The sequence below is a fragment of the Acinetobacter sp. SW-226 genome (assembly GCF_055632855.1).
This window is the reverse complement of the sequence record NZ_CM145752.1, coordinates 2,003,147-2,016,626: the sequence shown is the minus strand read 5'-3', so window position 1 is coordinate 2,016,626 and position 13,480 is coordinate 2,003,147. Positions and strand designations below refer to the sequence as shown.

Genomic DNA, 13,480 nt, shown 5'->3' with positions numbered 1-13,480 from the left:
AAATAAGAGGACTAGAGCTATCAGTTGAGTTACCACACCAAACTCACAACTCTAGTCCTTATGTTCGATAGTACAGAATTATTTTGTGTAATTGATGATTTCTTCTTAAAATTTGAAGCGACTTACTGGAAATTTCTTAAAGAATGTAACCATTGTCTAAGAATTCGAACCGCTCAACTGAGTATTTCAGAAATCATCTTCATTGCGATTTGGTATAAATGTTCTCATTTTAATAACTTCAAAGCATTCTTCTCATCGTTGAAACAAGACAAAAGCCATTTATTTAAAAGTTTACCCTGTTATCAGCGCATGATTTATTTAGTGAATACACATCAACTCGCTTTACATGCCTTGCATTTCGCTGTGATGAAAGATCATCAAAGTTCGTATTTATGGATTGATTCAACTACTTTGCCAGTCTGTAAAAATCAGCGTATTCAGCGACATAAATCCATATCATCAATTGCAACGCGTGGTAAAAGCTCAATGGGATGGTTCTTTGGTTGTAAGCTACATTTACTGATGAATCAATCAGGTGAGATTGCGAACTCAGTTTTATCTAATGGACATACAGCAGACATCAAAATGGTTAAACCGTTGGTAGAAGGATTAAAAGTAAAGCTTTATGCTGATCGTGGCTATATTAGTCATGAACTAAAAGCTAGGCTTAAAGAACAAGATATTGATTTAATTACATATCATCGTAAAAACATGCAGGCAGTTCAATTGTCAAAAGAAGATGAATATTACCTAAAGCAGCGCAACAAAATAGAAACGTTATTTAGTTTGCTCAAAGGGAAATATAATTTGGTAACAAGTAACGCGAGAAGTGTTGAAGGCTATTTAGCTGGTATTTATGCCTCTTTATGTGCTTACCAATTATGTCATCAAAACAAGCCAATCATTCGGGTTGTGGAATCATTGGCTTAAACAGGATTCGGGTTAATTAGTAGCTCTAATTTGCTGTTATTTCATACAGATATCAGGTATTTCGTAGGTGTTTGCACGACAAAAAGAAATACTTGATTTTTTGATGAAATTTATTAAAGTGATAAATGTGATGTAGTTCAAAGTAAAACGTATTTTATTTGTATTGAAACACATTGCTTATAATATTCACCTCCGATTGGATGTGATAATATTAGCCATTATTCTAATTTGCATCATTTATAAAGATATGTTTAGTTTGCATCCACAACTTGCTCAAGATACGTTTTTTGTAGGCGACTTTCCACTTTCAACATGTCGCTTAATGAATGATATGCAATTTCCGTGGCTAATTTTAATTCCACGCGTGCCAGGTATCACTGAGTTATATGAACTCAGCCAAGCCGACCAAGAACAGTTTTTACGTGAGTCAAGTTGGTTGTCAAGCCAATTAGCTCGCGTATTCCGAGCTGATAAAATGAATGTTGCTGCTTTGGGTAACATGGTGCCACAGCTTCATTTCCACCATGTGGTTCGTTATCAAAACGATGTTGCATGGCCAAAACCAGTTTGGGGTACTCCAGCTGTTCCTTATAGCAATGAAGTCCTTGCACATATGCGCCAGACTTTAATGCTTGCATTACGTGGACAAGGTGATATGCCGTTTGATTGGCGTATGGACTAATTCACGTGGAAATCAAATCAGGGATGATTTGATCGTGCGCATCATGGGGAACAATCAGTGCCATTAGACGATTGGATATCTAAAGAACCCAAACAATTTGAATACTTCCATCGAGTGATGGGGTATAGCATGTTGTCGCTATTGACTATCGTTTATCACTACACGATGGCGGATACGCATTATCAAATTTATGTCCCATTATTGTTATTGGTTGTATTATTGTTCGCACCACCATTTTCAAGGTGGTTAGGCTATCGCTTCAACACTAATGTACGACGTAGTGTGATGTTTGTGATTGATATTGTTGTCACTTCAATTATTTTGGCAGCAATTCATCTGAATATCGTACTCACTTTTTTGTCTATTTTTGCACTGCTTTATACCGCCATTAGCAACAAAGTTTCATTTCTCATGATTTCTTTGGCGAGTCTGATTGGTGTTGTTGTTTTTTATTTATCTCTGATCTTTATCTTTGGTTTTGGTGAATATTTTGAAGCGACCAGTACCGAGCTGACCGTATTGGGTTTTTTGTGTCTGATTACTTATTTTGGTGTGGGTAGTTATTATCAGCGCAACCAAATGCAGGATATATATCGCCGCAAGAATCATTATTACGATCAAATGAATCGCTACATGGAATTTGCGAATCAGTTGAGCCGCTATGCTCCAGTGCAACTGTGGCAGTCAATTATGAAAGGTGAGTCTGAAGCGAAAATTGAATATAAACGTAAAAAACTCACGGTTTTCTTTTCAGATATTCAAGGTTTTACAGAGTTGTCTGAAAGCTTAATTCCTGATGATTTGGCATTCCTGCTTAATGACTATTTAAGACACATGACCGAGATTGCGAAGCAATACGAGGGTACTGTTGATAAATTCATGGGGGATGCCATTTTAGTCTTTTTTGGGGATCCGAATTCTGAGGGTGTAGAGCGGGATGCGCAGAATTGCTTAGAAATGGCAATGGCAATGCGCCAGCAAATGAAAATTTTGCGTGAGCGTTGGGTGAAAATGGGTTATCCGCCTTTGCACATTCGTATGGGTATTTCCACGGGTTATTGTCACGTTGGAAACTATGGTGCATCACATCGGATGGCTTATACCATTGTTGGGCGTGATGCAAACCTTGCAGCGCGTTTACAGAGTGCAGCTCAAGTGGATGAAATCTTAATTTCAGATGATACGCATAATTTAGTAAAAAATGACTATCTTTGTGCACCGAAAGCACCAATTTTCCTTAAAGGGATAAAAGGGGCTGTGAAGACTTGGCAAGTCGTTGAAAAATATACATCTCAGAAATCAGACTACCAACGCTGGTTTGATTATGAATATAAAGGGTTTCATTTACTGCTGAATTTGGATGAGGTGCAGAATTTTGAATACCCGCAGTTGATTCAAGTTTTAGAAAAAATGATTCAACGTATTCAAACGCAGCAAAAAATGACGAATTCTCAAGGTATTGTGAAATTAAATCTTGAAGATGAAGTCGTTGAAACCGTTAAAAGAAACGAATACCATTAATGATGGTATGCTTGTAAAAACAAGAGGCATTAAAAAAGCCACTACAAATGAGTGGCTTTTTTAATGCTTGAAAAATTAGTGATTTTCAGACGCATGGTTAATGGTGTATTTCGGGATTTCAACTTCTAAGTCTTCATCTACTAACTTCACTTGGCAAGATAAGCGAGAATCAGGCTCTAAGCCCCAAGCACGATCTAGTAAATCAGCTTCAATGTCATTCATTTCTTCTAAGCTGTCAAAACCTTTTCGCACCACCACATGACACGTTGTACATGCAGCAGACATATCACATGCATGTTCAATTTTGATTCCATTTTTGAGTAAGCTTTCACAAAGATTTGCATTTTGCTCGACTTCAAACTCAGCACCTTCTGGGCAGATTTGCGCATGTGGAAGAACTTTAATACGTGGCATAGTCTTTACCTATAAATTAGTTTGAGTTTGACCAGTCGTCGAGTTTTGTGCCTTTCAGCGCAGCATCGATATGCTGATTCATACGTGCTGCTGCAAAAGCATCACTGTGTATTTTAAGCTGTTCAACAGCAGATTCAATGGCCTTGATTTCTGTTGTTTCAAGTGTTGCTTCTAATGAAGTTTTAGCTGCATTTAATGCAACTTGCTGCTCACTTGTGAGTAGGTGTGCATCTATTTTTAGTGCTTGTTCTAAAGCTTCAAGTTCACGTTTGGCTTCGACTTTGGTTTCTTGTAAGTGGCGAAGATTTTTATCTTCTTCAGCAAACTTGTAACCATCAAGCAGTAAGCGTTCCATATCGCTATCAGACAAACCATAAGATGGCTTAATGTCGATTTGCGCATGTACGCCAGAGGTTGTTTCTTTGGCAGAAACCGTCAGTAAGCCATCTGCATCTACTTGGAAAGTCACTTCAATACGTGCTTGACCTGCAGTCATAGGTGGAATGCCACGAAGAACGAAGCGACCTAAGCTGCGACAATGTTCAACCAAATCACGTTCGCCTTGAACCACGTGGATCAGCATCGCAGTCTGACCATCTTGGTAAGTCGTGAACTCTTGACGACGTGCAACGGGAATGGCTGTATTGCGTGAAATAAGACGCTCAACCAAGCCCCCCATGGTTTCAAGACCGAGAGATAGTGGGGTGACGTCAAGTAGTAATGCCCCATCTGCTGTATTGCCAATCAACTGGTTAGCAGTAATTGATGCACCAATTGCGACAACTTCATCTGGATTGATCGTACACAATGGTTCTTGAGCAAACACTTCACGAACAGCATTTTGTACAGCGTAAGAACGTGTTGAACCACCAACCAAGACTACGTTTTGAATGTCGCTAAGTTCAAGCTTGGCATCGCGGAGCACGCGTTTGCACACGCTAATCGTCTTATCTAAAGCAACTTTGATAATGCTTTCAAATGTCGCACGATCAAGAGTCAGGCTATGCTCTAGCACCTGCAAATGTACGCTTTCTGCGTTTGTTAAAGCTTCTTTGGCTTTACGCGCAGCAACCAAAACATGTGCATATTCAGTATCGTCGAACTGCTCAATGTTGAGTTCTTTTTTCGCCCATTTTACGATTAAACGATCAAGATCATCACCACCTAATGCGGTATGGCCACCTGTTGCTAAGACCTCAAACACGCCTTGCGAAAAGCGTAGAATGGAAACGTCAAACGTACCCCCACCTAAGTCATAAATTACATAGTTATGATCATGTGCAAGATTGGTGTCTTGGTCGAGACCATACGCAACTGCAGCAGCAGTAGGCTCATTTAAAAGACGCAATACGTTTAAACCTGCAAGTTGTGCGGCATCACGTGTTGCTTGACGCTGAGCTTCATCGAAGTATGCAGGAACGGTAATCACTGCACCATTGACTTCATTTTTTAAGCTTGCTTCAGCACGATCTTTCAATTGCTTTAAAATTTCAGCGGACACTTCGACAGGGGTTTTGCGGCCCTGAGAGGTTTCAAAAGCGGGCATTTGATTATCTTCACCCACTAAAGTGTAGGGGTGTTGAAACTTAATGTCGGCTTTAGAGCGTCCCATAAAACGTTTGACCGAAACAATGGTATTTTTAGGATCGGAAGTCAAAAAGGGTTTTGCTTCATCGCCATACTGAATTTGGTTTGTACCATAATGTGCGATCGAAGGGAGCAAGACACGACCTTGTTCGTCGTGTAAAACTTTGGCTTTGCCTGAAAGGACAGTGGCAACAAGAGAGTGAGTTGTACCTAAGTCGATACCAATGGCAATACGGTGTTCATGTGGCGCACTTGATTGTCCAGGTTCTGCAATTTGCAAGAGAGCCATGAGTTACATCCTTTGAGCGTCAAAAATTAAAAATAGGTTAAAATTCATCATCTAAATCAAAGTTATCGTCATCTTCAAAACGATCTTCTGCTTTGTCTATATCATGCATGACTTTGACAAAGAAACGAAGTTTACGGACATCATCACGTGCTTCGGCCCAATCTTCAGCTTCAAAATCAATTTTGAATTCACGAACTAAACCGTCAATCCATTGTTGAACGTCAATTTTGAGTGATTGTAATTCATCTGCTGAACGTGCTTCATCGAGTTGTTCGCGAATTTCTAATGCGGATTGAAGAAATTCAAAGTCGTTGATGGATTGATCAAGATGGTAGTCTTGTTTTTTTAAACCTAATAAATATCCTGCGCGGCTATCGACCTGAGATAAAACTTTAAATGCTTGATTGATCTCGCTTGATTTAATCAGGGCTTGATCTTTATCGAGGGCTTTATCTGGGTGATATTGTTGCTGCAACTTTAAAAACTCTGCTTTTAAAGCTGCTAAATCAATATCGAGTGCTACTGGGAGGTTAAACAACTCAAAATGATTCATAGGAAGGGGGTTCCGCGCTAAATTTGGAGTGCTTGCAAAAGCAAAAACACGCTATGTAAATGCAATTAAAACAGTGTAATACACACTGTTTTAATGTCTAAAAGGCAAACCTGTGGTTTGATTTATACAGTGAAAGATTCACCACAACCACATTCACCTTTTTTGTTTGGGTTATTAAACTCAAAGCCTTCGTTTAAACCGTTTTTCACATAGTCCATCTCCATACCATCGAGATAAACCAAGCTTTTTGGATCGACAAAAACCTTTACCCCAAACTGCTCAAAAGTGGTGTCATGTGCATCAATTGAATCAACAAATTCGAGCACATAAGCTAAACCAGAACAGCCTGAAGTTTTCACGCCAACGCGAATACCTTCACCCTTACCGCGATTTTTTAAATAATTGCTGATATGAGTTGCAGCATTTTCAGTTAAATGGATCATGAAAACTCCGTTAATCGTTCTTTAAAATGCAAAGCAATTAAGCTTTAGATTTTTTGCTGCGGTAGTCTTCAACCGCTGCTTTAATCGCGTCTTCAGCCAGCACAGAGCAGTGTACTTTTACTGGAGGAAGAGCAAGCTCAGTTGCGATATCAATATTTTTGATCGCTTGAGCTTCATCTAAGGTTTTGCCTTTTAGCCATTCAGTCACTAAAGAGCTTGATGCAATAGCAGAACCACATCCATAAGTTTTGAAACGTGCTTCTTCAATCACACCGTTGTCATCCACTTGGATCTGTAAGCGCATTACGTCACCACATGCAGGTGCACCGACCATACCGGTACCAACGTTTTCCGCATTTTTATCTAATACACCAACATTACGAGGGTTTTCGTAATGATCAATTACTTTTTCGCTATAAGCCATGATGCGTCTCCAAACCTCGGGGTCAGCGTTAATATTTAATATGGGGTTAAAACTTGATTTTTCAATGAAGTCATCCAGTATGTGAATGACTTCAAAGGATAAAATTAGTGTTCAGCCCACTCAACTGTAGAAAGGTCGATACCTTCTTTGTACATGTCCCAAAGTGGAGAAAGTTCACGGAGTTTCTCAACCGCAGAGCGTGTTACTGTAAGTACGTGGTCAATGTCTGCTTCAGTGGTGTATTTACCAAAACTGAAACGAATTGAGCTGTGCGCAAGTTCGTCAGACAAGCCTAATGCACGTAATACATAAGAAGGTTCTAATGTTGCTGAAGTACATGCTGAACCAGAAGATACAGCAGCGTCTTTCAACGACATCATTAACGATTCACCCTCAACAAAGTTGAAACTGACATTTAAGTAGTTTGCAACGTTTTGTGTTGGATGGCCGTTTAAGAAAATTTGTTCTAAGTCTTGTAAGCCATTCCAAAGCTTGTCACGAAGTACGCGAATGCGTGCTTGTTCAGAAGCTAAGTTCTTACCTGCAAGTTCAAATGCTTCACCCATACCAACGATTTGGTGTGTTGCAAGTGTACCAGAACGCATACCGCGTTCATGACCGCCACCATGCATTTGTGCTTTTAAGCGAACGCGTGGAGTACGACGTACATAGAGTGCGCCAATACCTTTAGGGCCATAAATTTTGTGAGCAGAGAAGCTCATTAGGTCTACTTTCATAGTTGAAAGGTCAATTTCAACTTTACCTGCGGCTTGAGCTGCATCGACATGGAGGAAGATCTTGTGTGCACGAGTGATTTCACCAATTGCTGCAACATCAGTCACAGTACCAATTTCGTTGTTCACCATCATTAGGGAAACAAGAATGGTATCTGGACGAATAGCTGCTTCAACCATTTCAGGGGTAATTAAACCCGTGTTTGGTAGTGGCTCAAGGTAAGTGATTTCAAAACCTTCAGACTCAAGCTCACGGCAAGTATCTAAAATAGCTTTGTGTTCAATTTTACTGGTAATAATGTGCTTGCCTTTAGACGCATAGAATTGTGCTACGCCTTTAAGTGCAAGGTTATCAGATTCAGTAGCACCAGAAGTCCAAACGATTTCGCGTGGATCTGCTTTGATCAAGTTCGCAACTTGTTCACGTGCATATTCTACTTTTTCTTCTGCCTGCCAACCGTAAGCATGCGAGCGAGATGCTGGGTTGCCAAATGTGCCGTCAAATGTCAGACATTCCATCATGCGTTCAGCGACTTGAGGGTCTACAGGAGTTGTTGCTGCATAATCAAGATAAATTGGACGTTTCATGTCAAATACCTGTTACCGATAAAAGGGCTGAATCTGAAGGTGCTGTGTTTTGGCGAATGGCAACTTTTTGGACGTTGTCACGTGCTACAAGGTCAGCAAGAGTGATTTTAGCGAGATAGTCGGCAATGTGATGGGAGAGTTCTTGCCATAAATCGTGAGTTAAGCACATTGCACCATTTTGGCAGTTGCCTTTATGGTCACAGCGAGTGGCATCAACTGTTTCGTTTACAGCTTCAATAACTGCTAATACTGTAATTTCATCAGCGCGACGAGCTAAATGGTAGCCACCATTGGCACCACGAATGCTAGAAACTAAGCCGTGGCGCTTTAATTTCGCAAATAACTGCTCAAGATAAGCAACAGAGATAGTTTGACGAGCTGCAATTTCAGCAAGCGTGATCGTTTGTTCAGTTGGCTGCAAAGCTAAATCAAGTAGAGCAGTCACTGCGTAGCGTCCGCGAGTTGTTAAGCGCATGATTCGATACACATGATTAGACTAGATGTGCCGATTTTAAGAATCCTGACTAAAATAGTCAAGTTTTTTTAATAATGATTATGCGTATTTAATTTGCTTGAAATATTATGTAGTTATGCAAGCCAAATATTATATACCAATAAGCTAATCAAAAGTATAGAAAACAGTAAAAATGTGACATTTATACGTTTTTGGCGTTGCTCCATGCGACGAATACGGTTTTTGTATTGTTTCACTTCAACTTGTAGGGTGTTGATTTTAGAGCGTTGCTCATCAATTTTTTCTAAAAGTGGCGCAATACGTTTTTTTGATGTAACCACATTTTGTGGATCAGTTGGTTCAGTTAACCAATTTTTCCAGTCGGCTAAAACTTTAGGGGCACTAAAGTGTAAAATTAAATCTCTGAACTCATCTTTGAGTATGATGTCGCCATCAATACGCATGGTTTTAATACTGCGACGATTTCCAAAAACGAAAATTTTAATTAAATCCATTAGGGTAGTGCGCACATCGAGATCGACAGGTTTTTCAGGTGCTTTCGCATCAAATAAAATACCTTGTTCACTAAAGGTAATATAGATGTCGAAGTAAGGTAAATAGCTGTTAATTTTAATCGCAATATTTTGCTCAACAAACTTTTTTGAATGTAGAGCAACCACGCGGTCATGTTTTAAAATAAGAGAAAAGATCGTCTCAAGAACAATCATTAGCATAGTGAGTAGCATATGTGTTTGATTGTGTTCTTTTTGAGAATCACTCATAAGTAGTAACCTAAATCCTGACCTGAAATGAGCATCCTGCTCGCAAAAACTTCAGACTTAAAATAAAAAATGTAATAAAGATGCTTTGTAGAACAGTTTTGCAAAACGATCAAGTCCAATATTTGCTAGTATAGTGCAATCTATAAGATTTTTTGGAAGTTTTTGCACATAAATCATGCAGGAGATGGTGCTAATGGAAAAAGCAGATAGAGCGTTGGATGATATTTTGCAAGAAGATGAAACATTAAAAAAAACAAAAACTAAGCATCATTTTCACCGTAAAAGTAGTTTAGATTTTAGAAAGTACACTAAGCAAATTTGGTTGGCTGGTTTAGGTGCTTTCTCACGTGCGGAAGAGGAAGGCAATAAATTGTTTGACTCACTCGTCCAAGTAGGCGAGGAGCTAGAATCAAAAACAACTGAAATTGCAGATCAAACAGTTGAAAAAGTATCTGAAAAGGCACGTGAATCGGTTACGGATACTAAAGATAAGGTTGAGAAGATCGTAGACCGGAGTGTAAATCATTCTTTGAACCGTATTGGTTTAGTTACGGTCAAAGATATCCAGTACTTGGAAAACTTAATTCTTCAGCTTAACGAAAAAATAGATGTTTTGATTGAAGAAAATAAGAAGTTAAACGAAAAAGTGAATAAAAAGTGATCTGGTTGTGCTTTTGTAGCAATTTCAAGGTTTTTTTGTGATTTATTTTCCAAAAAAGCCTATACAGAGTATTGCGTTTTCACCTAAAGCATTGCTATAAAGGCGTTACGGTAATTTATACTAAACTCTTGGACCTTAAATAAACGATATTAAGAGGACGCGATCCACATGAATAAATCAGAATTAATTGATGCAATTGCAGAAAAAGGGGGTTTGTCTAAGACTGATGCTGGTAAGGCCTTAGACGCTACAATTGCTTCAATCACTGAAGCGCTTAAGTCTGGTGATACAGTTACACTTGTTGGTTTTGGTACTTTCAATGTGAAAGAACGTGCTGCACGTACTGGCCGTAACCCACAAACTGGTGCTACTTTAGAAATTAAAGCAAGCAAAGTACCAAGCTTTAAAGCAGGAAAAGGTTTAAAAGATTCTGTTGCATAATCTTTTAAATAAATCCTAAACGCGCCATTTCGGCGCGTTTTTTATTAAACATTAGAAAATGTGACGATAACACATTCATTCATTGCTACTTTTCAGTTAAAATCTCGTGCAAATAAAATATTGGAATACTTATGGAATCTTTTCGTAAAGTTATTAAGGGTTGGTTGGGCAAAGCCTTACTCATTTTGTTTTTGACCCCTTTAGCACTTGTAGGTATTGAAGGATATTTTAGTAGCGGATCAAAAGACGCTGTAAAATCAGTCAATGGTCAAGATATTTCTGAAAAGGAACTAGAAACACTAACAGCGTCTTTTAAAGAGCAGTTCTTGGCTTATGCCAATGGTGATGAAACTTTATTGAATCAAAGCTTTATCAAAGATAAGGCAATGGATCAACTGATCTCTAATACCTTGTTGTTGCAACAGGCGGAAAAGCTAGGCATTTCACTTAGTGATACTCAAATTGAACAGATGATCGCTCAGCAACCAAGTTTTCAAGAAAATGGAAAATTTTCTGAAACACGGTATTCTAGCTATTTACAATCTGTTGGAATGAGTAGTGATGCTTTGGTTGCAAATCTGCGCCAAGATCATGCATTAAAAATGATGCGTTCTACTTTTGCTGATTATGCTTTGGTGAGTAAATTAGATATTCAGCAGATTGCGAATTTGCAAACAGAACAGCGTACCGTACAGTTTGCCAATATAAATCTTGATGAATACAAAAAGAACATCAGTGTTTCAGCTCAAGAAATTGCTAACTACTACAAGCAACATCCATCAGCATTTAAACAAGTAGCAAGTGTAGATGTAGACTATGTGTTGTTAACACCTGCAAATGTTCCTGCTACGACATCACCAGTCACTGATACTGAGTTACAACAAGCTTATACTCAGTTTGTTGAAGCACAGAAGCAAAATGTTGCACCTTTGGTGAAACATATCTTAATTACTGTAGATACGCGTACAGATGCTGAAGCGAAGAAGCGTGCAGAAGAAGTTGTTGCAAAAATTAAAGCAGGCACAAGCTTTGCAGCCGCAGCGGCTCAATACTCTGAAGATACGGCATCTAAGTCTAATGGTGGTGTACTGGCAGTCTATAACAAAGGTACATTTGGTGATGCTTTTGATCAAGCTGTAACATCACTTAAATCCGGTCAAGTGTCTGCACCTGTTAAAACTGAATTTGGTTATCATGTCATTGAAACTGACACACCTGCTGTGAAGTTGCCATCTTTTGAAACTGAAAAAGCACGACTTACTGCTGAAGTTCAAAAAAGTAAAACAGCCAATGCGTTTTCAGACACTGTAAATAGTTTAAATGAGCAAGTTGTAGATTCTGATGCTTTGGATGTGGTTTCACAAGAAGTGAAAGGCGTACAAGTTCAAACTGTCAAAGGTATGATGCTTTCTACACAGCATCCTGTATTAAGCAATGCAGCAGTAAAAGTGAAACTGTTTAACGATGACGTTAAAAACGGTGACCGTAACGCGACCAGTAGTATTCAACTTACAAATGGTGATGTTGTCTGGGTCAAAGTACGTGATTACCATGCGGCAGGTGTGCAAACGCTTCAAGAAGCAACTCCACGCGTGAAAGCAAAATTAGTTCAACAAAAAGCGTATGAAGCGGCGAAAGCGAAGATTGCGCAAAGTTTAAAAGACTTTAAAACTCAACCAGCGGCATCAGTTGTTGCGAAGAGTGGTTTAACGTTTACTGCGCCACAAGTGTTTATTCGTTCGCAAGGTCTTCCTCGTGTAGTTGAGCGTGCGGCATTTAGCCAAGCGACGCCAAAAGCTGGGCAATGGTCTGTAACAACAGCATTATTGCCGACTGAAATGGTCGTAGTCGCAGTATCAAATGTAAACAAGACGACGTCTAATGCGTTGACGGATGAACAGTTGGCGGAGCTTTCTAAGCTATATCAACAGCTTCGCGGTCAGCAAGAGTCAGAAGATTATGTGCAATACTTAAAAGCACATGCAAAGATTAAATAATCATATCGAATAAAAAAACCTGCATTCGTGCAGGTTTTTTTATATCTAAAGGGAAGTAATTCGCCTTAAGGAGAAGTACGCTTAAGCACGGATTTTGAGCTCATAGCCTGAATATTTACGTATGTTAATTACGCCAGTATCCAAAATTAGGTACTGACCTTTGATGCCTTGCAATTTGCCACGAATGACTGGAGTTTTATCTAGGTTGTGAGATTTGATTTTCTCTGGATATTGCTCAACTGGATAAACAAATTCACGTGGTAATTCGGTTTCCAAAATTTCGACCGTTTCATTGAACTCAAGATTCTGACTAAATTCATCTCGAATGGTTTGGATTTTAGGTGAAAACTCTTCGAGCAATTGTTCACGGACTTTAATCAAGTTTAATGGGTCAGCTTCACCCTTGAGTAATTTACGCCAATCGGTTTTGTCTGCAACCTGCGTTCCAAACATGATTTCGAGCTGACCTGAAAGGCGACGTGAGCCTACTTTCATAATGGGTAGTGCTTGAGTGGCTCCTTGATCAAGCCAACGGGTTGGCATTTGGCTAATCCGGGTAATACCAACTTTTAGTGCGCTTGAGTTCGCCAAATAGACGATATGTGGTTGAAAACATACTTCATGGGCAAAGCTATCTTCGCGACAAGTCCCTAAATGATAATGGCAGGTTTCTGGCTTCATGATACACATGTCACAAGAGGCCTTAGTTTTGAAACACTTGAAGCAATGACCTTGTGAAAAAGATTTAGACGTTTTAGCACCGCACGAGACACAGAAGATTTTACCAGTCCATTCGATTTCGATTTCTTGACCTAAGTTAAAAGGAAGGTCAACTTCTGAACGATCTAAAATAAATTTATATTCAACATTTGCCTTGTGTGTATGTTGATCAGTTACACTAAGGTCCTTAAGACCTGCATGCATTTTATGGCAAATGCCTTGAAGTTCCATACAGAATTACTCACTTAATATTAAGGATG

Annotated in this window: 15 protein-coding genes; 6 read left to right on the top strand and 9 right to left on the bottom strand. The window is 39.2% G+C overall.

Annotated features, from left to right (window positions below):
• The first annotated feature begins 60 nt into the window (after positions 1 to 60).
• From ACZ8ZH_RS09665 to ACZ8ZH_RS09655, 3 genes are all read left to right on the top strand, one after another.
• Positions 61 to 930 carry an IS982 family transposase gene (locus ACZ8ZH_RS09665; RefSeq protein ID WP_470247925.1) on the top strand — a complete coding sequence of 290 codons (870 nt, stop codon included), beginning with the start codon at positions 61 to 63 and terminating at the stop codon, positions 928 to 930.
• A 247-nt stretch (positions 931 to 1,177) separates the two neighbouring features.
• Positions 1,178 to 1,612, top strand: coding sequence for an HIT domain-containing protein (locus ACZ8ZH_RS09660; protein ID WP_004696995.1), 435 nt, complete (start codon positions 1,178 to 1,180; stop codon positions 1,610 to 1,612).
• Between the two features lie 57 nt (positions 1,613 to 1,669).
• A complete protein-coding gene (locus tag ACZ8ZH_RS09655; protein ID WP_086209212.1) occupies positions 1,670 to 3,133 on the top strand; it encodes an adenylate/guanylate cyclase domain-containing protein in 1,464 nt (487 codons plus the stop codon).
• A gap of 75 nt (positions 3,134 to 3,208) precedes the next feature.
• On the opposite strand, the gene fdx is transcribed toward ACZ8ZH_RS09655, so the two are convergent.
• The 8 genes from fdx to ACZ8ZH_RS09615 form a co-directional block, all read right to left on the bottom strand.
• The gene (gene fdx, locus ACZ8ZH_RS09650; RefSeq protein WP_086209211.1) at positions 3,209 to 3,547 is read right to left on the bottom strand and encodes an ISC system 2Fe-2S type ferredoxin; all 339 of its coding nucleotides are present in this window, start codon (positions 3,545 to 3,547) and stop codon (positions 3,209 to 3,211) included.
• Positions 3,548 to 3,563: 16 nt separating this feature from the next.
• Positions 3,564 to 5,423: a Fe-S protein assembly chaperone HscA gene (gene hscA, locus ACZ8ZH_RS09645; protein WP_119065047.1), complete on the bottom strand. Its 1,860-nt coding sequence runs from the start codon at positions 5,421 to 5,423 to the stop codon at positions 3,564 to 3,566.
• A gap of 37 nt (positions 5,424 to 5,460) precedes the next feature.
• Positions 5,461 to 5,976 (bottom strand): Fe-S protein assembly co-chaperone HscB, encoded by a 516-nt coding sequence (gene hscB / locus ACZ8ZH_RS09640; RefSeq protein WP_086209209.1) that lies wholly within the window; start codon positions 5,974 to 5,976, stop codon positions 5,461 to 5,463.
• A 122-nt stretch (positions 5,977 to 6,098) separates the two neighbouring features.
• On the bottom strand, positions 6,099 to 6,419 hold the full coding sequence (gene iscA / locus ACZ8ZH_RS09635; protein WP_086209208.1) for an iron-sulfur cluster assembly protein IscA: 321 nt from the start codon (positions 6,417 to 6,419) through the stop codon (positions 6,099 to 6,101).
• 37 nt (positions 6,420 to 6,456) lie between these two features.
• On the bottom strand, positions 6,457 to 6,843 hold the full coding sequence (iscU, locus tag ACZ8ZH_RS09630; RefSeq protein ID WP_086209207.1) for a Fe-S cluster assembly scaffold IscU: 387 nt from the start codon (positions 6,841 to 6,843) through the stop codon (positions 6,457 to 6,459).
• 104 nt (positions 6,844 to 6,947) lie between these two features.
• Complete coding sequence (locus tag ACZ8ZH_RS09625) at positions 6,948 to 8,165, bottom strand: IscS subfamily cysteine desulfurase (protein WP_119065048.1); 1,218 nt, start codon at positions 8,163 to 8,165, stop codon at positions 6,948 to 6,950.
• Position 8,166: 1 nt separating this feature from the next.
• Positions 8,167 to 8,640, bottom strand: coding sequence for an Rrf2 family transcriptional regulator (locus ACZ8ZH_RS09620; RefSeq protein ID WP_004697011.1), 474 nt, complete (start codon positions 8,638 to 8,640; stop codon positions 8,167 to 8,169).
• A gap of 113 nt (positions 8,641 to 8,753) precedes the next feature.
• Complete coding sequence (locus tag ACZ8ZH_RS09615) at positions 8,754 to 9,401, bottom strand: hypothetical protein (RefSeq protein ID WP_119065049.1); 648 nt, start codon at positions 9,399 to 9,401, stop codon at positions 8,754 to 8,756.
• Positions 9,402 to 9,594: 193 nt separating this feature from the next.
• Between ACZ8ZH_RS09615 and ACZ8ZH_RS09610 the strand changes: the two genes are divergently transcribed.
• From ACZ8ZH_RS09610 to ACZ8ZH_RS09600, 3 genes are all read left to right on the top strand, one after another.
• A complete protein-coding gene (locus tag ACZ8ZH_RS09610) occupies positions 9,595 to 10,062 on the top strand; it encodes a phasin family protein (protein ID WP_110974930.1) in 468 nt (155 codons plus the stop codon).
• Positions 10,063 to 10,230: 168 nt separating this feature from the next.
• Entirely contained in the window at positions 10,231 to 10,503 is a 273-nt protein-coding gene (locus ACZ8ZH_RS09605) for an HU family DNA-binding protein (RefSeq protein ID WP_004697018.1), read from the top strand.
• Between the two features lie 131 nt (positions 10,504 to 10,634).
• Complete coding sequence (locus ACZ8ZH_RS09600) at positions 10,635 to 12,500, top strand: SurA N-terminal domain-containing protein (RefSeq protein ID WP_119065050.1); 1,866 nt, start codon at positions 10,635 to 10,637, stop codon at positions 12,498 to 12,500.
• 81 nt (positions 12,501 to 12,581) lie between these two features.
• Here ACZ8ZH_RS09600 and ACZ8ZH_RS09595 read toward each other — a convergent pair whose 3' ends face one another.
• Positions 12,582 to 13,451 carry a DUF2797 domain-containing protein gene (locus ACZ8ZH_RS09595; protein WP_119065051.1) on the bottom strand — a complete coding sequence of 290 codons (870 nt, stop codon included), beginning with the start codon at positions 13,449 to 13,451 and terminating at the stop codon, positions 12,582 to 12,584.
• Between the last annotated feature and the right edge of the window lie 29 nt (positions 13,452 to 13,480).

Bases quoted from the DNA above. Each gene is read 5' to 3' on its own strand.
- hscB (WP_086209209.1), bottom strand. From the start codon at position 5,976: ATGAATCATTTTGAGTTGTTTAACCTCCCAGTAGCACTCGATATTGAT.
- ACZ8ZH_RS09625 (WP_119065048.1), bottom strand. From the start codon at position 8,165: ATGAAACGTCCAATTTATCTTGATTATGCAGCAACAACTCCTGTAGAC.
- iscU (WP_086209207.1), bottom strand. From the start codon at position 6,843: ATGGCTTATAGCGAAAAAGTAATTGATCATTACGAAAACCCTCGTAAT.
- ACZ8ZH_RS09620 (WP_004697011.1), bottom strand. From the start codon at position 8,640: ATGCGCTTAACAACTCGCGGACGCTACGCAGTGACTGCTCTACTTGAT.
- ACZ8ZH_RS09615 (WP_119065049.1), bottom strand. From the start codon at position 9,401: ATGAGTGATTCTCAAAAAGAACACAATCAAACACATATGCTACTCACT.
- ACZ8ZH_RS09610 (WP_110974930.1), top strand. From the start codon at position 9,595: ATGGAAAAAGCAGATAGAGCGTTGGATGATATTTTGCAAGAAGATGAA.
- ACZ8ZH_RS09665 (WP_470247925.1), top strand. From the start codon at position 61: ATGTTCGATAGTACAGAATTATTTTGTGTAATTGATGATTTCTTCTTA.
- ACZ8ZH_RS09600 (WP_119065050.1), top strand. From the start codon at position 10,635: ATGGAATCTTTTCGTAAAGTTATTAAGGGTTGGTTGGGCAAAGCCTTA.
- iscA (WP_086209208.1), bottom strand. From the start codon at position 6,419: ATGATCCATTTAACTGAAAATGCTGCAACTCATATCAGCAATTATTTA.
- ACZ8ZH_RS09605 (WP_004697018.1), top strand. From the start codon at position 10,231: ATGAATAAATCAGAATTAATTGATGCAATTGCAGAAAAAGGGGGTTTG.
- ACZ8ZH_RS09660 (WP_004696995.1), top strand. From the start codon at position 1,178: ATGTTTAGTTTGCATCCACAACTTGCTCAAGATACGTTTTTTGTAGGC.
- hscA (WP_119065047.1), bottom strand. From the start codon at position 5,423: ATGGCTCTCTTGCAAATTGCAGAACCTGGACAATCAAGTGCGCCACAT.
- ACZ8ZH_RS09595 (WP_119065051.1), bottom strand. From the start codon at position 13,451: ATGGAACTTCAAGGCATTTGCCATAAAATGCATGCAGGTCTTAAGGAC.
- fdx (WP_086209211.1), bottom strand. From the start codon at position 3,547: ATGCCACGTATTAAAGTTCTTCCACATGCGCAAATCTGCCCAGAAGGT.